This window comes from Paraburkholderia sp. J7 (genome assembly GCF_905220155.1).
In the GTDB taxonomy this organism is placed as follows: domain Bacteria; phylum Pseudomonadota; class Gammaproteobacteria; order Burkholderiales; family Burkholderiaceae; genus Paraburkholderia.
Map to the genome: position 1 here is coordinate 80025 of NZ_CAJMYZ010000026.1, position 17813 is coordinate 97837.

A 17813-nucleotide genomic window follows, 5' to 3' on the forward strand; every position below is an offset into this window, starting at 1 on the left:
GGGGCAGTGTCGAGCTTACGACAGCTCGGGCTCAGGCAACGGCGCGAACTGAGCGCATACGTTGCCGTTATTCAGCCGATCAAGCGTGCCGGCGGGGCAAGGCTTGCAGAGCGCTTGCAGGCGGACGCGGGCGTGGGTGCATCGTAAGGCGCGCCGTTTTGCGCGCGCAGGCATATCGATGTGGCGATTTCTTCGTGGCGACAGGCCGCCGCGCGCAAGAGAATGAGCCGGGTCCTCTTTCTCGCGCGCAACGCCTGTCATCATGAGCCAATCTGCTGGAACACGGCGCGGTCATCTGCGTCTCGGCGCTTTTCTCTATCCCACTGGCCACCATATCGCGGCATGGCGGCATCCGCATGCGAATGCCAACGCGGGCAGCGATTTTCGCCATTACGTCGAACTGGCGCGCATCGCCGAAGCCGCGAAATTCGATCTGGTCTTTCTCGCGGACGGCTCGGGCACACGTGGCGACAACACCGACTTCCTGAGCCGCACCGCGCACAGCTATGTCGCGCAGTTCGAGCCGATCACGCTGCTTTCGGCGCTCGCGGCGGTCACGGAGCGCATCGGCCTCGTCGGCACGGCATCCACGACGTTCAACGAGCCGTATCACATCGCGCGCAAGTTCGCTTCGCTCGATCACATCAGCGGCGGGCGCGCAGGGTGGAATCTCGTCACGTCGTCGAGCGAGCACGAGGCGCGCAACTTCGGCTTCGACGAGCATCTCGCGCATGCCACGCGCTATGAGCGCGCCGCCGAATTCGCGCACATCGTGGAAGGGCTGTGGGACAGCTGGGACGATGACGCTTTCCTGCACGACAAAGCCGCCGGCCGCTTCTTCGATCCCGCGAAGCGCCATGTGCTCGCGCATCGCGGCGAGTTCTTCAAGGTGCGCGGGCCGCTGAACGTGGCGCGCGCGCCGCAGGGGCGGCCCGTGGTCGTGCAGGCGGGTTCTTCCGAGGCAGGCAAGGCGCTCGCCGCGCGTACGGCTGAAGTGATTTTCACCGCGCAGCAGAGGCTGGAAGACGCCGTGGCGTTCTACGCCGACGTAAAAGGCCGCATGGCGCAATACGGACGCGACCCGGGCGATCTGAAGATCATGCCGGGCGTGATGCCGATTGTCGGGCGCACCGAGGCCGAAGCGCGCGAGAAGTTCGAAGCACTGCAGGCGTTGATCGACCCGGCGGTGGGGCTCGCCATGGTGTCCACGTTGACGGGCGGCTTCGATCTATCGGGCTACCCGCTCGACGGCCCGATTCCCGAACTGCCGGAAACCAATGCGAGCAAGAGCCGCCAGGCGCTCACGCTGACGCTTGCGCGCCGCGAAAACCTGACGTTGCGCCAGTTATACCTGCGTGTTGCAGGCGCGCGCGGGCATTGGCAACTGGTTGGGACACCAGAACAAATTGCCGATGCGCTCGAGGAGCGCTTCGTGAACTACGGCGCGGACGGCTACAACGTCATGCCCGCGCTGCTGCCCGACTCGCTGACCGATTTCGTCGAGCTCGTGTTGCCCGAATTGCGGCGGCGCGGACTCTTTCGCAGCGAGTACGAGGGGCGCACTTTGCGTGAGCATCTCGGCTTGAAGCGGCCCGGCTCGCGACATGTGCGTGAAGAGGCGCTCGAGCCGGGCGTTTGATGCCCTGGAGTCAATCCGAAGCGCGTGTCGCGGCCAAGGCCGAGATCACCTGAGACCGGCGAGCACGCAACGCGTTGGCATGCAAGCGCCCGCCGTTCACGGCGGCGCGCTTGTGCACCATCATCAGGGCACGAGCACCTGGCGCCCGACCACCTTGCCCTGCACGAGCGCTTCGAACGCCTCGTTGATTTCCGTGAGCGGCCGCGTGGTGACCGGCGAGGGCTGCATCTTGCCTTCGCGCATCAGCGTGACGAGTTCGCGCAACTCGGGCAGCGTGCCCACGTAGCTGCCTTCGATCTTTAGCGGCCGCATCGGGATGACGGGCAGCGAAAGCGTGAGGTCGCCGCCCATCAGGCCGACGATCACCACGTGGCCGCCGCGCGCGCACGAGTCGAGCGCGAGCTTGACGGTGGGCGTTGCGCCCACGAGGTCGAGCACCGCGCGTGCGCCGCCGCCCGTTGCCGCGACGATCTGCTGCACGGCGTCGTCCGCGCGCGCGTCGATGGCGGCGAGCGCGCCGGCCGCAAGCGCGGCTTCGCGCTTGGCGGGGTCCACGTCCACGACGATCGCGCCTTGCGCGCCCATCGCCTTGAGCACTTCGAGGGCCATCATGCCAAGGCCGCCCGCGCCGATCACGACCACGGGGCCTTCGTGGATACGCGCGCCGAACTTCTTCACCGCCGAATACGTGGTCACGCCCGCGCAGGCGAGCGGCGCGGCCTTCGCGGGATCGAGGCCGGCGAGGTCCACGAGATAGCGCGGGTGCGGCACGATCACGTAGTCGGCAAAGCCGCCGTCGCGCAGCACGCCGAGCGACTGCGGCTTCGCACAGATGTTCTCCTCGCCGCGTTTGCAGGCGGCACATTCGCCGCAGCCGATCCACGGATGCACGACGGCCGATGTGCCTGCTGCGAGGGCTTCCACTGCGCCCTGCGCATCGGGGCCGAGCGCCACGACTTCGCCGCAGATTTCATGGCTCGGCGTGAGCGGCAGCTTGATGCCGCGGTCGGCAAGCGAGAGCTTCTTGCCGCCGCCCAGGTCGTAATAGCCTTCCCAGATGTGTAGATCGGAATGACACAGGCCCGCGGCCTTCACGCGCAGCAAGACTTCGGTGCCCTTGGGTTCGGGCACGTCGCGCTCGACCAGTTCGAGCGGCTTGCCGTGATGGATAACGCAGTAACAGCGCATTTGCATCGATGTCTCCGTGAGTGTTGTGTACGACGGCCAAGCGATGACGATCCCTTCGCATCATAGCGGATGCGTTACATATTCGTCCGACCGTTCTATTTCCCTTTGATTGAGCGGAGACTTGTCATGCGCAATATGCGCGAATCGTTGCATAGCTAACTATATTGAGTTATCCTCTGCGCATGTTCGATCATTGCCTTTACTTCAACACCACGGCGCTTGCGCGGCGCCTCGAGCGCGAATGGGCGGAAGCCTTCGAGCGCTTCGAACTCACGCCGCCGCAGGGTTTCATGTTGCGCGCCGTGCTGGAGCGTCCCGGTTCGCTGCAGCGCGAACTGGCGGATCTGCTTTCCATCGCGCGGCCCACGGCCACGCGTGTGCTCGACGGCCTCGAGGCGCGCGGCTATGTGGAGCGCCACCGCACGGAGGGCGACGGCCGCGAAGTGGCGATCGTGCCTACGGCGCAGGCCATGGCGATTCGCGAGGCGCTCAACGCGGCGAGCGCGGCGGTCGCGAGCCGCCTGAAGCGCACGCTGGGCGGCGAGGCATTCGTGGATACGGTGTCGCGCCTGCGCACCGCGCGCGCGACGTTGGGCTGAAAGCACTGGGGCGCGCGTGATGCGCAGCCTTGAAGCAAGGGATTTAAAGAGTAGGGAGTGGCATCATGCGGCGCATCGGCGCTTTCTGTATTTCAACCTGGCTTGCGGCCGCGGTTCTTTTTCTCGGGCGCCATTCGGTGCCGATGATCGCGCTAAGCGGCGTGATCGTGTTCGCCGGCTTCGATCTTTTTCGTCCTGAATCGGGCGACCAGTAGCACAGTGCAGCGAACGCCGCGCGTTGCACGCGGCGCTCGCGTCCGTCACATCACATCTCTTCCGCCCACGACAGGTTTTCGCGCGCAAGCAGCGCCGACGACGCCGCCGGCCCGAACGTGCCCGCCGTGTAGGTGCGCGGGCGATCGTTCAGTTCCTTCCAGCCGTTGAGAATCGGCTCGACCCACGTCCATGCAGCTTCCAGTTCGTCGCGGCGCATGAAGTGCGTGAGACGGCCGCGGATCACGTCGATCAGCAAACGCTCGTACGCTTCTGCGCGGCGCTCGGGAATGGCCTGCTGCAGGTCGAGATTCAGGCTCACCGGCAGCATGTTCATGCCGCTGCCCGGTTCCTTCGCGAGCATCTGCAACTGGATCGACTCTTCCGGCTGAAGCTGGATCACCAGACGGTTGCCATAGTTGCGCGGGCCGCTCGGGAAGATCGAGAACGGCAGGTCCGCGAATTCGATCACGATTTCCGACTGGCGCTTCTGCAAGCGCTTGCCCGTGCGCAGGAAGAACGGCACGTTGGCCCAGCGCCAGTTGTTGATGTGCGCGCGCAGCGCGACGAACGTTTCTGCCTTGCTGTCGGCCGGCACGTTGTCTTCTTCCAGATAGCCCTTCACCGGCTGGCCGTCCACGGCGCCCGCCGCGTACTGGCCGCGCACGGTGTCGCGCGCGATGTCGGCAAGCGACATGGGGCGCAGCGAGCGCAGCACCTTGAGCTTTTCGTCGCGCACGGCGTCCGGGTCGAGCGAGACGGGCGGCTCCATCGCCACGATGCACAGCAGTTGCAGCAAGTGGTTCTGCACCATGTCGCGCAGCGCGCCCGTGTGATCGTAGAAGCCCGCGCGGCTGCCCACGCCCACGGTTTCCGCCACGGTGATCTGCACGCTGCGGATGTACGGCGCCTGCCACAGCGGCCCGAAGATCGGATTGCCGAAGCGCAGCACCATCAGGTTCTGCACCGTTTCCTTGCCCAGATAGTGGTCGATCCGGTAGATCTGCGACTCGGCGAAGTGCCGGCCCACCGACTCGTTGATCTCCTGCGCCGAGGCGAGGTCGTGGCCGAGCGGCTTTTCGAGCACCACGCGCGAACTGCCGTCGATCAGACCGGCCGCCGTGAGGTTGTCGCAAATCGTCGTGAACAGTTCGGGCGACGTGGAGAGATAGAACACGCGCAGCGCATGCTCGCGCGACGCCGCCTTCAGGTTCCCGTAAGAGGCGGCATCGTTCACGTCGATGATCACGTACTGGAACAGGTTCAGATAGCGGTCCCACGCTTGCGCGTCGAACGCTTTCGCGTCGATGAACGGACGCGACTGCTCTTCCATGAACTTGCGATAGTCGTCGATCGTCCAGTTCTTGCGGCCCACGGCGATGATGCGCGTTTCCGGCGGCAGGTTGCCGTGCAGGTGCGCCATGTAAAGCGCGGGCAGCAGTTTGCGCGCGGCCAGGTCGCCTCCGCCGCCGAAAATAATCATGTCGACGGGCTGTTCGGGCAAGGCTTGGGCAGGCTGATTCGTCATGGCAGGTCGGAGGTGACGCGCGCTCGGGTAACGATGTCGGGCACGACCGTTAGACCGTTGGCGCGCGGTTGCAGAACCCGCACCCGTCGCAAGAGCGGGGCGCGGCGAAAACGCTAATGGTGCATGGTTTCGCGCGAGTTTGCACGCGTGGCGCGAGCGCGGCGTTGCGCGACACCGCTTCCGTAATAAACCGACCGGCCGTTCATGCATGCATCGCGCGGCATTCAGCTGATCATTAGCCGAGCCCCGGCACCGCCACGCCGAAGGTCGCGAGCACCAACGCCACATTGAGCGCGAACACCGTGAGCGCGCCCGCCACGGCTGCCACGGCCGTGAGCGCATGATTACGATGGGGTCCCATCACGTCGCGCCGGCACGTGAGCCACACGAGCGCGGCCATTGGGAACGGCAGCGCGAGGCTCAGCACGACCTGGCTCATGACGAGCGCCTCCGTGGCGTTCACGCCGAGCGCCACCACGACGAAGCTCGGCACCATCGTCACCGCACGGCGCAGCCAGAGCGGGATGCGGAAATTCACGAAGCCTTGCATGATCATCTGTCCCGCGAGCGTGCCCACCACGGAACTCGAGATGCCCGAGGCGATCAGCGAGACGAGGAAGATGCTGGCGGCCGCCGCGCCCAGCAGCGGGGCGAGCGTGCGGTAGGCGGTCTCGATCTCGGCGACATCGGCATAGCCCTGGTGGAACGCGCCGGAGGCCATCACCACCATCGCCATGTTGATGAGCCCGGCCACCGAAAGCGCGACCACGACCTCGACGTTGGAAAACTTTACGAGCCGCTTGCGCTCGGCGTCGTTGCGCGCGAGTACGCGCGCCTGGGTGAGCCCGGAGTGCAGAAAGAGCGCATGCGGCATGACCGTTGCGCCGATGATGCCGACCGCGATCGTTACGGCTTGCGCGTCGGGCAGGCGTGGCGTGGCGAGGTGGCGCAAGAGGCTCGGCCACTCGACCGGCGCGATGAATAGCTCCAGAACATAACAAATGCCGATCACGCCCACGAGCGTGCCGATCAGGAGTTCGAGGGGCCGGAATCCCGCGCGCTGCAGGAACAGGAGCGCGTAGGTGACGACGGCCGTCACCGCCATGCCCGCGAGCAGCGGCAGATGAAACAGCAGCGCAAGGCCGATCGCGCCGCCGAGGAATTCGGCGAGATCGGTGGCCATGGCGGCGATCTCGCTCACGATCCACATGAACCACACGAGCGGCGCGGGCAGGCTGTCGCGGCACAGTTCGGCGAGATTGCGCCCCGTGGCGATGCCGAGCTTCGCGGAAAGCCCCTGAAACAGCATGGCGATCACGTTGGCGAGCAGCACGACCCACAGCAGCGCGTAGCCGTAGCGCGCGCCGGCCTGGATGTTGGTCGCGATATTGCCGGGGTCGATATAGGCGACGGAGATGACCACGGCCGGACCCGCGAGCGGCAGCAGAAGGGCGACGCCACGGCGGCGTCCTTCGAGCGCTTCGCGCACCGCGGCGGCCGTGCTGCGGGTCAGGCCGTCGGGCGCGCGCAAACCGGTGTCCGCGTTATTCGCGCGGTCGTCGCGGGCGCGATGATCCATGCAACTTCTCGCACGAGAAAGAGTCTGTTAGCGCATCCCAATGCCATGACCCTTGCACGGAGCAGACGCGAATGCGCCCGCAAATGCGGCAAATGTGTTGCAAAGGCGTCATCGGAATCGGGCCCTCATGCGTTAAGCAGGCAATCCGCGCGCCTGCCTTGGCACTATCTCAGCACAAACCGGCGCAGCGCGCCTTCGCTGCTCTCTTTCCCTTACGAAATGCCTGAATTCCCGATCTTTTCGAATGCACCGGCTCACATGAAAAAAACGCTCGCTTCCGCGCTGCTGATGAGCGGCCTCGCATGGGGCGCGCTCGCCCACGCCGACGACAAGGTCATCGTGCTCGACTCGGGCGAGGCGAAGCTTTCGCTCATCGACGAGGCGAGCCGCACCGTGGTCGGCACCGAACCCACGGGCAAGGAGCCGCATCACCTGATGATCACGCCCGATGGCAAGTCGCTCATCGTCGCCGATTCGGTGTCGAACGACCTGCTGTTCCTCGACCCGCATACGGGGCAGGTACAGCGCCGCCTGGAAGGCATTGAAGATCCGTATCAGCTCGGCTTCTCGCCCGACCGCAAATGGTTCGTGACCGCGGGCCTGCGGCTCGACCGCGTGGACGTCTACCACTACGACGGCCAGAACCTCACGATCGCCAAGCGCATTCCGCTCGCGAAAACGCCGAGCCACATCACGTTCGCTTCCGACAACAAAACGGCGTTCGTCACGCTGCAGGACACGGGCGAAGTGGCCGCGATCGATCTGCCGACGCAAACGGTGCTCTGGAAGCTGAAGGTGGGCAACACGCCCGCGGGCCTGTGGATGACGCCCGGCGACAAGTATCTGCTCGTCGGCATGACTGGCGAGGACAACGTGGCCGTGGTGGACTGGCACAACCGCACGGTCGTGAAAAAGATCCAGACCGGCCGCGGTGCGCATAACTTCCGCAATCTGGACGATGGCAAACATATCGCCGTGTCGAATCGCGTGGAGAGCACGATCAGCATTCTCGATTACACGACGCTTACCAAAGTGGCCGACATCACGGGCCTGCGCCCCGGTCCCGACGACATGGAGCTTTCGGCGGACAAGCGTTACCTTTGGGTGACGTTCCGCTTCGCGAAGCACGTGGGCGTGATCGACCTGACCACGCGCAAGCTGATCGACACGATCGCGGTGGGCCGCTCGCCGCACGGCATCTACTTCGCGAACAGCGCGCCGTTCTACGCGCCGAACCCGGACTGATTGGGGAGTCTCGATGCTCGACACGCTGCTTTCGCAGGCCGACAACCTCGTTTCGTGGCTGCAGACGCTTGTCTACGTGGACGTGGTGCAGCCGATCTTCTACAAGATTGGCCTGATGGGCTATGACGAGGACACCTACGACGCGCTCTACTGGGTGATCGTGGGCGTGCTGCAGATCTGTGCCTCGTATGTGCTGCTGCGCCCGCTCGAAGCGCTGCGCCCCGCGGAAAACTGGGGCGATCGCAAGGCGTTGCGCGCCGACGTCTGGTACACGTGGATCGCGAAGCTCGGCATTCTGAACATCGCGTTCTTCTTCTTGCTCACGCCCGTGTTCAATCACTGGCAGAGCCTGATGGCGATCCACAACGTGCCGAACATCGAAGTGGACAGCCTCTGGCCCGGCGTGACCGACAAGCCGCTCGTGTCGTTCCTGATCTATCTCGTCGTACTCGACTTCGCGGGCTACTGGTATCACCGCTGGCAGCATCGTTTCGGCGTGTGGTGGGAACTGCACGCCGTGCATCACAGCCAGCAGCAGATGTCGCTGTGGTGCGACGATCGCAATCATTTCCTCGACGATATCGTTCAGGCTGCATTCTTCGCGGGCATCTCGCTCTTTATCGGCGTGCCGCCCGCGCAGTTCGTCGTGCTCGTGGCCGTGAGCAACTTCATGCAGAGCGTGCAGCACGTGAATGCGCGGCTCGACCTTGGCTGGCTGCTCGAGCGCATCGTGGTGAGCCCGGCGTTTCATCGGCGTCATCATGCGATCGGCTACGGCCACGAAGGCACGCGCTACGGCTGCAACTTCGGCGTGCTGTTTCCGTGGTGGGACATGCTGTTCCGCACGGCGTCGTGGAACAAGCAGCAAGAGCCCACCGGCATTCGCGACCAGTTGCCCGCGCCGCAGGGCAAGGACGCAAACTATGGCGAGGGGCTGCTCGCGCAGCAGTGGTTTGCGCTCGTGCGCATCGCGCGGCGCCTTGCGGGCAAGGGCTATCCGATGGGAGACGCGGCGCGCTGACTGGAAGCGCGCAGTGTCATGGCCCTCACGCGAGGCGGTCTTCGGGCCGCCTCGTTTCGTTTCAGGATGACGTTTCGGGATGCCGCAGCCGCGCCGGATGCGATAATCGCGCATTCATCCCCCACACATGCATGATGCGCGCGTCAAAGGCGCAGTTGGAGAACATCTTGAGCCGTATCGACAATCCGCAGCACGACCAGGAAGTCGGCGTGGCCGACGCCACCCAGGACACGACCCGCATCGACGACACGCGCATCGGCGCCGTGCGTCCGCTCATTTCGCCCGCGCTGCTGCTCGACGAGCTGCCGGTGCCGCAGGACACGCAAAACCTCGTCGAAACGAGCCGCGGCGAGATCGCCGAAGTGCTCGCGCAGCGCGACGACCGGCTCGTGGTGGTGGTGGGGCCGTGCTCGATCCACGACCACGACCAGGCCATCGAATACGCGAAGCTCCTGAAGGCGAAGGCCGACACGCTCAAGGACGATCTGCTGATCGTCATGCGCGTGTACTTCGAGAAGCCGCGTACCACGGTGGGCTGGAAGGGCTATATCAACGACCCTCGTCTCGATGGCAGCTTCCGCATCAACGAGGGCTTGCGCGCGGCGCGCCAGCTGCTGCTCGACATCAATGCGCTCGGCCTGCCTACGGCCACGGAATTCCTCGATCTGCTGAGCCCGCAATTCATCGCCGACCTCGTGGCGTGGGGCGCGATCGGCGCGCGTACGACCGAAAGCCAGAGCCACCGGCAGCTGGCTTCGGGCCTCTCATGCCCGATCGGCTTCAAGAACGGAACCGACGGCGGGGTGCAGGTGGCGAGCGACGCCATCGTCGCGGCGCGCGCGAGCCACGCGTTCATGGGCATGACGAAGATGGGCATGGCCGCGATCTTCGAAACGCGCGGCAACGACGACTGCCACGTGATCCTGCGCGGCGGCAAGAGCGGGCCGAACTACGACGCGGCTTCCGTGGCGGCGTGCTGCGCGTCGCTTGCGAAGGCGGGGCTGCGCGAGCAGGTCATGATCGACTGCTCGCACGCGAATTCGAACAAGGCGCATCAGCGTCAGATCGACGTGGCGCGCGATATCGGCGAGCAACTGGCGGGTGGCGACAAGCGCATCATCGGCGTGATGATCGAGAGCCATCTCGAAGAGGGCCGCCAGGACCAGAAGCCGGGCGTGCCGCTCAAGCGCGGCGTGTCGATTACCGATGCGTGCATCAGCTGGGCGCAGACGGCGCCGGTGCTCGATGGGCTGGCGCAGGCGGTGCGGGAGCGGCGCAAGGCGGGGTGAGGGCGCTAACGCCCCTAGCGCCCCTTGCGCGCCCCTTTCTTCGCCGTCGCCCGCGGCGCCTCCTTCACCGGCGCCGCCACTCCCACACTCGCATTCAACTGCTCGAGCCACGAAAGCGCATCGGCATAGGCGAGAAATTGCTGCAGATACCCCGGCGACACCTCGCGCATGAGCGAGAGCGCGCGATGCACGAGGCTGCTCGAATTGAGCGGCCCGGCGTTTCTGGGCACCTGGTCCAGCGACTGCCGCAACTGCTTTTCGGAGCGCACGCGTGACCACGTTTGCCGGAAGTATTCGACCAGCTCCGGGTCCGGCTCGTGCCGCACCCGCGTTGCCGGTTGTGCGGGCTCCGCACGCGCGAGCGAATCGACGAGGCGGCCCAGTTCGCTCCTCGCTGTCTCGTCGCGGAGTTCATGCGTGATTTTCGATGCCTCGCGCGCGAGGTCGTCGGCAAAGGCGCCCAGCAGTTGCGCAAGCCGCGCGTCGATGAGCCGCCGCGCGTCGCCCGCATGCGCGGCGGCGCGCCGCTCCAGCGCCTCGATCAAATGAAAGCGCACCGGGTCGAGCTGGTCCGCGCCGCGGGCGCGCCAGGCGTCGAGCAGGGCGCGTGCGTCAGGGGCCGACTGCGGGCCCATGTCATTGACCATGCTTGCTCTCGCCGACGGTCGGACGCGGCACCGGCGCAATCTCCACGCGGCGGTTCTTCGCGCGGCCGGCTTCGTCGGTGTTGGCGCTCACCGGCTGCTCGGAGCCGAACGCGGCCGCGAACACCGACGACGCGGGAACCCCTTCGTCGATGAACGCGCGCGTGACCGTCAGCGCGCGTTCGGCCGAAAGCTCCCAGTTGTCGGCGAAGCGGTGGTTGCCGGCGTGCACTTGCTGGTCGTCGGCGAAACCGCTCACCATCAGGATTTCATCGCGGGTCTTCAAGTACGCCGCGAGCGGACCGGCGAGGCTCTTGAGCAGATCGCGGCCCTGCGGCGTCAACTGGTCCGAGTTCAGCGCGAACAGCACGCTGCCGCTAATGCCGATGCGGCCGTTCACGAGCGTCACGCGCCCCGCCGCGAGCGGGCCCGCGAGCGCTTCTTCGAGCGTCTTGCGGCGCTCGGTTTCGGCCTTGCGTTGTTTCACTTCGTTCGCGAGCCGGCTCGACAGTTCGAGCTGCATGCCGACCACGCCGACGAGGATCAGCAGGAACGCGCCCAGCAGCACCGACATCAGGTCGGCGAACGCGGGCCAGACCGGCGCGGCAGGGGCCGCGCCGCCGTCGATTTCGTCGTTCATGCCGCATCCGCTCCGGCGGTCGCGCGCTGGCTGGCGAGCTGCTGCAGGTTCTCGACGATCTGCTTCTGCGACAGCATGCTCAGGTCGATGACTTCACGCGCCTGCGCCACGTAGTAGGCGAGCTGGTCGTCGCTGCGCGCGAGCGACTTGTCGAGCGCGGCCTCGATGCGCTCCAGATGCGCCACGAGCTTGTCGTTCGATTCGCCGAACACGCTCACGGCCGCGCCGAACGCGTCGCCCAGGCTCGCCACTTCGACGGCGCTGCCGCTCACCTGCGCGGCGATCGCGCCCAGCTTGCCGCTTTCGGCTTCGACGTTCGCGCTGAACTGGCCGCCCACGCGTTCGAGCAGATCCGACGACGTGGAGACGAGCGCGTCGATTGCCGAGCGCTGCTCGGTGGAGGCGCGGTTCACGGCGTCGAGCAGCGTTTCGAGCGTGGCGAGCAGGCGATTGCGCTCGTCGAGCATCGCGGTGTCGCGGACCATGCTGTCCGAGAGCTTCTGGCGCAGCTCGGCGATGACTTCGGCCGCCGCTTGCGGAGCGGCCGACGCGGCCTGCACGAGGCTGCCGATTTCCGCGATCGTGCTGGCGTTATGGGCCTGCGATTGCGTGGTGATGTCGCTGGCGGTCTGGGCGAGCGCTGCGCAGATGTCCTGCTGGCGCTGCGCGGTGGCCGCGCTCGTGGCTTCCCATTGCTCGCGCAAGGCGGCGGACATCGCGGCTAGCGTTGCGGTCCATGCTGCGAGACGTTGCTCGTCGCGCGAGGAGATTTCCGTGTGCAGGCTCGCGGCGGCCTTCGGCGCTTCTGCCGCGGCTTGTACCAGGCGATCGATCTCGGCGATCGTATTCGTTGCGTGCCGCTGCGACTGCGCGGCGATCTCGTTCGCGTGTTGCGCGAGCGTCGCGCAGACTTCCTGCTGGCGTTGCGCAGTGGTTGCGCTCGTTGCTTCCCACTCCTGGCGCAATCCGGCTGCCATCGTCGCGAGCGATGCGGTCCATGCTTCGACACGCTGTTCGTCGCGCGCCGAAATTTCCGCATGCAGGTTCGCGGCGGCCTTCGGCGCTTCCGAAGCGGCATCGACGAGACGGTCGATCTCGGCAATCGTCTTGCTTGCGTGCTGCTGCGATTGGGCGGCGATCTCGTTCGCGGTTTGCGCGAGCGCCGCGCAGATTTCCTGCTGACGCTGCGCCGAAAGCGCGCTCGTCGCTTCCCACTCCGCGCGCAGCCCGGCGGCCATCGTCGCGAGCGATGCCGTCCACGTTTCGATGCGTTGCTCGTCGCGCGCCGAAATTTCCGCATGCAGGTTCGCGGCAGCCTTCGGCGCCTCCGAAGCGGCATCGACGAGACGGTCGATTTCGGCAATCGTCTTGCTCGCGTGCTGCTGAGACTGTGCGGCGATCTCGTTCGCGGTTTGTGCGAGCGTCGCGCAGATTTCCTGCTGACGTTGCGCCGAAACGGCGCTCGTCGCTTCCCACTGCGTACGCAGTTCGGCACTCATGGTCGCGAGCGCTTCTGCCCAGCTTGCGAGCCGCGCTTCGTCGCGCGCGCCAAGCTTCGTCTGCAAGTCCGCATGGGATGCATCGAGCGTGCGCAGCAGCGAGGCCGAATGCTGTTCGAACGTTGCAGCCGCTGTGGCGAGCGCCTGCTGGTTGCCCTCAGCGAGCTTTTCGCCGGTGCGCTCCTGCTGCTCGAGCGCGGCCTGCCACGCCTGCGACATCGTCCCCGAAGCGCTTTCGAAGCGCGTCGAGACGCCATCGAGCAGCCCGGCGGCACGTTGCTCGAAGCTGGCGTTGAAGCGCTCCAGCGCGCCGCCCAGGTCGGCGGCCAGCGCCTCGTTGGTCTGGCGGTGTTGCGCGAGCGCGCGGTTCCAGATGTCGGCGACGTTTGCCGTCGACGCCTCGAAGCCGCTTGCGAGCCCTTCGAGCTGCTGCTGCACCGCCTGCGTGAGCGCACCCTGCATCGACGCCGATTCGCGCGCGAGGCCCGCCATGGTCGCTTCCACCACGGGCTGCAGCGCCGCGCCCGCGGCGCGTGCGCTTTCGGCGGCGCTCGACTTGAGCGACTGGCCCACCGAAGCCGCGAGGCGGCTCCAGGCGGCTTCGGCGTTCGCGGCGAAGGCCTGTTGGGTCGCGATCTGCTGTTCGTGCTGCGTGGCGCCCTGGCGCTCGATCAGCGTCATCAGCGCGCCGAGCTTGTCGACCAGCGCGGGCATGGCGTCGGCCTGACGCTGCAGCAGCTTGAACGAGGCTTCGCGCTGATGAACCGGCGAAAAGGCGCGCAGCGTCGTCGCGATCTTCGCGTCGAGCTGCTGCGCGGCCGCAATGCGCTCGCGGCGGCACAGCGCGGAGAGCAGGCCGAGCATGGCGGAGGTGGCCACACCCGCGATGGAGGTGCCGAACGCGAAGCCGAGGCCGTTCACCGGCGCGGCGAGCGAGGCGCGGATCGCATCGAGGTCAGTGGCGCTTTCCAGCGCCGCGCCCGTGCCCTTGAGCGTGACGACCATGCCGAGCAGCGTGCCGAGCATGCCGAGCAGCACGAGCAGGCCCGTGAGGTACGGCGCGAGCGCCGGGCCCGGCAGGGCCGCGCGCTCGCCTTCGACACGCGCGCGCACCGCGTTGCGCAGGCCCGGATGCACCGTGTCGAGCCAGCCGGCCAGGCGCGCGGGCGGCGCGTTCAACTGCGCGAGCGCCTGGACGAGCGTGGTCGTGGCCTGCTGAAAGCGATAAAGCTCCCAGGCGCCCGCGACATAGCACGCGCCGATCAGCAGCGTGACGGCGCTCGCAAGCGGGTTGGTGAGCGCGTAGCCGGCGCCGATCCAGCACACGGCGGCGAGACCCACGACGAAGACAACAGGTTCAATGCGAATTCGGGACATAGCGCGGGACATAGCGTTTGGGTTAGCTGGTGCGAAGGGCGGCAAGCAGCCCTTCCACCGGTTGAAACCGAATCTCAAGTTCGGCGAGCAACACGCTCTGCATATCTTTGCGAAAGCCGGCGAGCCATGCGTGCGGCGCGGCGCTTTCCGCGTCGGTTTGCGCAGCGGCCGCCGCCGCGCGCTGCCGCTCGAAATGCGTGCCGAGCAGCGCGGGCACGCCGGCGAGCAGGCTGCGCTCGCGCGCGCCGAGCGCCTGTTCCATGACGGCATCCACGGTCGCCAGGCGCGCGAGCGCAGGCGCGCGGGCGGCCAGCGCGGCACGCAAACGGGCGCGCAGCGTGGCGATGTCAGTCTCCATCGCCTGCTGCAGGGCCAGGTAGCGCTGGCGGAAATCCGCGAAATCGGGTTCCACATCGGCCGGTTGGCTGGCGGCTTGCGTGCGGCGACCATCGCGCCGCGCGGGCGCGCCTTCGCCAGCAATGGCCTTTCTCAGCGTCGCGCGCACGCGCTCGCTCTGGCTTTGTTCGGCACTGGCGCCGACGCGCGTTGCTGGCGCACCGCCCGGCGTTTGAACGCTCAGCGCCGTCGAAAGCGCGATAGCGTCCGTCCAGCCGAGCCACTGGCTCAGCTGGTCCGAGATCGATTGCCGGGATTCGGGCACCTCGGCTTCGCCGAAGCGGGCAAGTAAGCGAACGAGCGTCGGGCCGCTCAACGCGAGGCGTTGCGGGGCTAGCACTTTTCCACCTGGGCAAAAAACCCGCTAGTTTACACGCCCGCGAGGGGGCGGCCGGCATCGGCGGTTTGCCGGGCGCCTGAACGGCGCCGCCGCGAGCGGTGAAAGCGCGGCTCTCGTGGGCGCAAGGCCACGCCGCGCGGGGGCTTCAGGCCTTGGCGCTCTCGTCCAGAATTTGCTGGATGGCTTGCTCGAAGGTTTCGACGGGCTGGCCGCCGCTGATCAAATACTGCTGGTTGAAGATGATCCCCGGCACCGACTGGATGCCCGCCGCCTGGTATTCGTGCTCTTCGGCGCGCACCTCGTCGGCGAACTGGCCGCTTTCCAGGACTTCGCGCGCGCGATCCGCGTCGAGCCCCACGGACTGCGCCGCCGCGAGGAGCACCGCGTGGTCGCTCGTGTCCTTGCCCTCGCCGTGATACGCACGCAACAGCGCGAGCTTGAGCGGCAGCTGCTTGCCTTCAATGCCGGCCCAGTGCAGCAGACGATGCGCGTCGAACGTGTTGTAGATGCGCTCGCGCGGCCCGAACGCGAAGCCGACGCTTGCGCCGCGCTCGCGGATCATGGCTTGCGTCTCGGCAATCTGCTCAGGCGTGCGGCCGTACTTCTTGCCGAGATACTCGACCACGGATTCGCCGCCCGGGCCCATCTGCGGATTCAGTTCGAACGGATGCACGACGATCTGCGCATCGACGGTGTCACGCAGACGTTCGAGCGCGAGATTCAGCGACGAGAGGCCGATTGCGCACCACGGGCACGCGATGTCGGAGACGAAATCGATTCTGAGCGTTTGTTTCATGGCTTTCCTGATCCGGTTGAGCGCGGAATAACTGGGGCGCAGTGCATGGCGGGCGCGCAAACGGCGTGCGCACCCGGCGCGGATGATTCGTCAACGTGTACGTCGGCTTATTCGTCCATCATGCGGGCCTTGACCTTCTTGCCCTTGACCTTGCCCGCGTTGAGCTTGCGCAGCGCGTCGCGCGCGATGCTGCGCTCCACGGCCACGTAGGTCGAAAAATCGGTCACGTTGATCTTGCCGATCTGCGCGCCGCTGAAGCCCGCTTCGCCGGTCAGCGCGCCCAGCACGTCGCCGGGACGGATCTTTTCCTTGCGCCCGCCGAGGATCTGCAGCGTTTCCATCGGCGGCAACAGCGGCTCGTTGCTGGCGGGCTTGAGTTCCGCGAGGGGGCTCCACTCGACTTCGCGCTTGAGCGCCTGCTCAATGCCGCCCACGCGGCCCATTTCGTCCATGCTCGCGAGGCTGAGCGCCCAGCCGTCCTGGTCGGCGCGGCCCGTGCGGCCGATGCGGTGCACGTACACCTCGGGGTCGGGCGTCACGTCCACGTTGATCACGGCTTCGAGCTGCGCGATGTCGAGGCCGCGCGCGGCCACGTCGGTGGCCACGAGCACCGAGCAGCTGCGGTTGGCGAATTGGATCAGCACCTGGTCGCGCTCGCGCTGGTCGAGCTCGCCGTGCAGCGCGAGCGCGTGAAAGCCCTGCGCGCGCAGCACGTCGAGCAGGTCGCGGCATTGCTGCTTCGTGTTGCAGAACGCAAGCGTGCTGACGGGCCGGTAGTGATTGAGCAGCATGCCCACGGCGTGCAGGCGCTCGTCTTCCGTGACTTCGTAAAAGCGCTGGCGGATCTTGCTGTCGTCGTGATGTTCTTCGAGCTTGACTTCCTTCGGATTGCGAAGGAACTGCTGGCTCAGCTTCGTAATGCCTTCGGGGTAGGTCGCCGAAAAGAGCAGCGTTTGACGCTCCTTCGGGCATTGGCGTGCCACCGTGGCGATGTCGTCGAAGAAGCCCATGTCGAGCATGCGGTCGGCTTCGTCGAGCACGAGCGTATTGAGCGCGCCGAGCGCGAGGTTGCCGCGCTCCAGATGGTCCATGATGCGGCCAGGCGTGCCCACGACGATGTGTGCGCCGTGTTCGAGGCTCGCCGCCTGCGGACGCATGGGCGTGCCGCCGCACAGCGTGAGCACCTTGATGTTTTCTTCGGCGCGCGCGAGGCGGCGGATCTCCTGTGTGACCTGGTCGGCCAGCTCGCGCGTGGGGCAGAGGATCATGGCCTGCACGTCCTGGCGGCGCGCGTCGAGACGCGAGAGCAGCGCGAGCGAAAAGGCGGCCGTCTTGCCGCTGCCGGTCTTGGCCTGGGCGATCAGGTCGTGGCCCGCGAAAGCGATGGGCAGGCTCGCGGCCTGGATCGGCGTCATGTCGACGTAGCCGAGGCGCGTGAGGTTGGCGAGCGTGGCGGGCGCGAGCGGCAGCTCGCTAAAGGGCGTTGCAGTGGCTTTGTTTGTCATGACGGGGTCTCGCGCCGGACGGGTGAGGGCGACGCGGCCGTTCGGTAGAAGTGGCGTCGATGCGGGTGGTGCGCGCGCAATGCGCGCGAGCGTTCCGGGATTTTAACGGATGCGCGCGCTCGCGCCCGCGCGCGTGCCGCGCGAGGGGAATGACGGGCGCCATAGAGGAGGCCGAAAACGTCTCGTTTGATAATCGCGATTTCACGCAATAATAATCGCCGTATATGGAAATAATGCACGCGCGCGATACGACTGGTATTGTCGTGATAAAGTTCAACTCATCGAAGAAATTTTAATCGCCCGAAATGCCCGGCA

General features: G+C 66.5%; 16 protein-coding genes. 6 read left to right on the forward strand and 10 right to left on the reverse strand.

Annotated elements, in window-relative coordinates:
- Nucleotides 1–15 precede the first annotated feature (15 nt).
- Nucleotides 16–264: a hypothetical protein gene (locus U5A58_RS33425; protein WP_321964635.1), complete on the reverse strand. Its 249-nt coding sequence runs from the start codon at nt 262–264 to the stop codon at nt 16–18.
- Here U5A58_RS33425 and U5A58_RS33430 point away from each other — a divergent pair.
- Complete coding sequence (locus tag U5A58_RS33430) at nt 263–1639, forward strand: LLM class flavin-dependent oxidoreductase (protein WP_321964636.1); 1377 nt, start codon at nt 263–265, stop codon at nt 1637–1639. The genes U5A58_RS33425 and U5A58_RS33430 overlap by 2 nt on opposite strands.
- A 123-nt stretch (nt 1640–1762) precedes the next feature.
- On the opposite strand, the gene U5A58_RS33435 is transcribed toward U5A58_RS33430, so the two are convergent.
- A complete protein-coding gene (locus U5A58_RS33435) occupies nt 1763–2827 on the reverse strand; it encodes an alcohol dehydrogenase (protein WP_321964664.1) in 1065 nt (354 codons plus the stop codon).
- 182 nt (nt 2828–3009) lie between these two features.
- Here U5A58_RS33435 and U5A58_RS33440 point away from each other — a divergent pair, with 182 nt between their 5' ends.
- Complete coding sequence (locus tag U5A58_RS33440) at nt 3010–3426, forward strand: MarR family winged helix-turn-helix transcriptional regulator (protein WP_321909255.1); 417 nt, start codon at nt 3010–3012, stop codon at nt 3424–3426.
- A gap of 65 nt (nt 3427–3491) precedes the next feature.
- Nucleotides 3492–3641, forward strand: a complete 150-nt coding sequence (locus U5A58_RS33445) for a hypothetical protein (RefSeq protein ID WP_321964637.1) — start codon at nt 3492–3494, stop codon at nt 3639–3641.
- A gap of 50 nt (nt 3642–3691) precedes the next feature.
- On the opposite strand, the gene zwf is transcribed toward U5A58_RS33445, so the two are convergent.
- Both zwf and U5A58_RS33455 read right to left on the reverse strand, forming a co-directional pair.
- Nucleotides 3692–5167 (reverse strand): glucose-6-phosphate dehydrogenase, encoded by a 1476-nt coding sequence (gene zwf, locus U5A58_RS33450; RefSeq protein ID WP_321909251.1) that lies wholly within the window; start codon nt 5165–5167, stop codon nt 3692–3694.
- Nucleotides 5168–5402: 235 nt separating this feature from the next.
- The gene (locus tag U5A58_RS33455) at nt 5403–6746 is read right to left on the reverse strand and encodes an Nramp family divalent metal transporter (protein ID WP_321964638.1); all 1344 of its coding nucleotides are present in this window, start codon (nt 6744–6746) and stop codon (nt 5403–5405) included.
- Nucleotides 6747–7004: 258 nt separating this feature from the next.
- Here U5A58_RS33455 and U5A58_RS33460 point away from each other — a divergent pair, with 258 nt between their 5' ends.
- From U5A58_RS33460 to U5A58_RS33470, 3 genes are all read left to right on the forward strand, one after another.
- On the forward strand, nt 7005–7991 hold the full coding sequence (locus U5A58_RS33460; protein WP_415774335.1) for a beta-propeller fold lactonase family protein: 987 nt from the start codon (nt 7005–7007) through the stop codon (nt 7989–7991).
- Nucleotides 7992–8004: 13 nt separating this feature from the next.
- Nucleotides 8005–9012 carry a sterol desaturase family protein gene (locus tag U5A58_RS33465; protein WP_321964639.1) on the forward strand — a complete coding sequence of 336 codons (1008 nt, stop codon included), beginning with the start codon at nt 8005–8007 and terminating at the stop codon, nt 9010–9012.
- A gap of 167 nt (nt 9013–9179) precedes the next feature.
- Nucleotides 9180–10301 carry a 3-deoxy-7-phosphoheptulonate synthase gene (locus U5A58_RS33470; protein WP_321964640.1) on the forward strand — a complete coding sequence of 374 codons (1122 nt, stop codon included), beginning with the start codon at nt 9180–9182 and terminating at the stop codon, nt 10299–10301.
- Between the two features lie 14 nt (nt 10302–10315).
- Here U5A58_RS33470 and U5A58_RS33475 read toward each other — a convergent pair whose 3' ends face one another.
- The 6 genes from U5A58_RS33475 to dbpA all read right to left on the reverse strand — a co-directional run bounded on the left by U5A58_RS33475 (nt 10316) and on the right by dbpA (nt 17498).
- Complete coding sequence (locus U5A58_RS33475; RefSeq protein WP_321964641.1) at nt 10316–10948, reverse strand: DUF2894 domain-containing protein; 633 nt, start codon at nt 10946–10948, stop codon at nt 10316–10318.
- A complete protein-coding gene (locus tag U5A58_RS33480; RefSeq protein ID WP_321964642.1) occupies nt 10938–11585 on the reverse strand; it encodes an OmpA family protein in 648 nt (215 codons plus the stop codon). The genes U5A58_RS33475 and U5A58_RS33480 overlap by 11 nt, the downstream gene beginning before the upstream one ends.
- Nucleotides 11582–14461, reverse strand: a complete 2880-nt coding sequence (locus tag U5A58_RS33485) for a DUF802 domain-containing protein (RefSeq protein WP_321964643.1) — start codon at nt 14459–14461, stop codon at nt 11582–11584. Before U5A58_RS33485 ends, U5A58_RS33480 begins: the two co-directional genes overlap by 4 nt.
- A gap of 22 nt (nt 14462–14483) precedes the next feature.
- On the reverse strand, nt 14484–15197 hold the full coding sequence (locus U5A58_RS33490) for a DUF3348 domain-containing protein (RefSeq protein ID WP_321964644.1): 714 nt from the start codon (nt 15195–15197) through the stop codon (nt 14484–14486).
- A 145-nt stretch (nt 15198–15342) separates the two neighbouring features.
- On the reverse strand, nt 15343–15993 hold the full coding sequence (locus U5A58_RS33495) for a DsbA family oxidoreductase (protein WP_321964645.1): 651 nt from the start codon (nt 15991–15993) through the stop codon (nt 15343–15345).
- Nucleotides 15994–16100: 107 nt separating this feature from the next.
- Complete coding sequence (dbpA, locus tag U5A58_RS33500) at nt 16101–17498, reverse strand: ATP-dependent RNA helicase DbpA (RefSeq protein ID WP_321909235.1); 1398 nt, start codon at nt 17496–17498, stop codon at nt 16101–16103.
- Nucleotides 17499–17813 lie beyond the last annotated feature (315 nt).

Excerpts from the sequence above, each read along its gene's own strand:
- dbpA (WP_321909235.1), bottom strand. The coding sequence starts at position 17,498 with ATGACAAACAAAGCCACTGCAACGCCCTTTAGCGAGCTGCCGCTCGCG.
- zwf (WP_321909251.1), bottom strand. The coding sequence starts at position 5,167 with ATGACGAATCAGCCTGCCCAAGCCTTGCCCGAACAGCCCGTCGACATG.
- U5A58_RS33435 (WP_321964664.1), bottom strand. The coding sequence starts at position 2,827 with ATGCGCTGTTACTGCGTTATCCATCACGGCAAGCCGCTCGAACTGGTC.
- U5A58_RS33440 (WP_321909255.1), top strand. The coding sequence starts at position 3,010 with ATGTTCGATCATTGCCTTTACTTCAACACCACGGCGCTTGCGCGGCGC.
- U5A58_RS33475 (WP_321964641.1), bottom strand. The coding sequence starts at position 10,948 with ATGGTCAATGACATGGGCCCGCAGTCGGCCCCTGACGCACGCGCCCTG.
- U5A58_RS33495 (WP_321964645.1), bottom strand. The coding sequence starts at position 15,993 with ATGAAACAAACGCTCAGAATCGATTTCGTCTCCGACATCGCGTGCCCG.
- U5A58_RS33455 (WP_321964638.1), bottom strand. The coding sequence starts at position 6,746 with ATGGATCATCGCGCCCGCGACGACCGCGCGAATAACGCGGACACCGGT.
- U5A58_RS33425 (WP_321964635.1), bottom strand. The coding sequence starts at position 264 with ATGATGACAGGCGTTGCGCGCGAGAAAGAGGACCCGGCTCATTCTCTT.
- U5A58_RS33445 (WP_321964637.1), top strand. The coding sequence starts at position 3,492 with ATGCGGCGCATCGGCGCTTTCTGTATTTCAACCTGGCTTGCGGCCGCG.
- U5A58_RS33460 (WP_415774335.1), top strand. The coding sequence starts at position 7,005 with ATGAAAAAAACGCTCGCTTCCGCGCTGCTGATGAGCGGCCTCGCATGG.
- U5A58_RS33465 (WP_321964639.1), top strand. The coding sequence starts at position 8,005 with ATGCTCGACACGCTGCTTTCGCAGGCCGACAACCTCGTTTCGTGGCTG.
- U5A58_RS33485 (WP_321964643.1), bottom strand. The coding sequence starts at position 14,461 with ATGTCCCGAATTCGCATTGAACCTGTTGTCTTCGTCGTGGGTCTCGCC.
- U5A58_RS33480 (WP_321964642.1), bottom strand. The coding sequence starts at position 11,585 with ATGAACGACGAAATCGACGGCGGCGCGGCCCCTGCCGCGCCGGTCTGG.
- U5A58_RS33430 (WP_321964636.1), top strand. The coding sequence starts at position 263 with ATGAGCCAATCTGCTGGAACACGGCGCGGTCATCTGCGTCTCGGCGCT.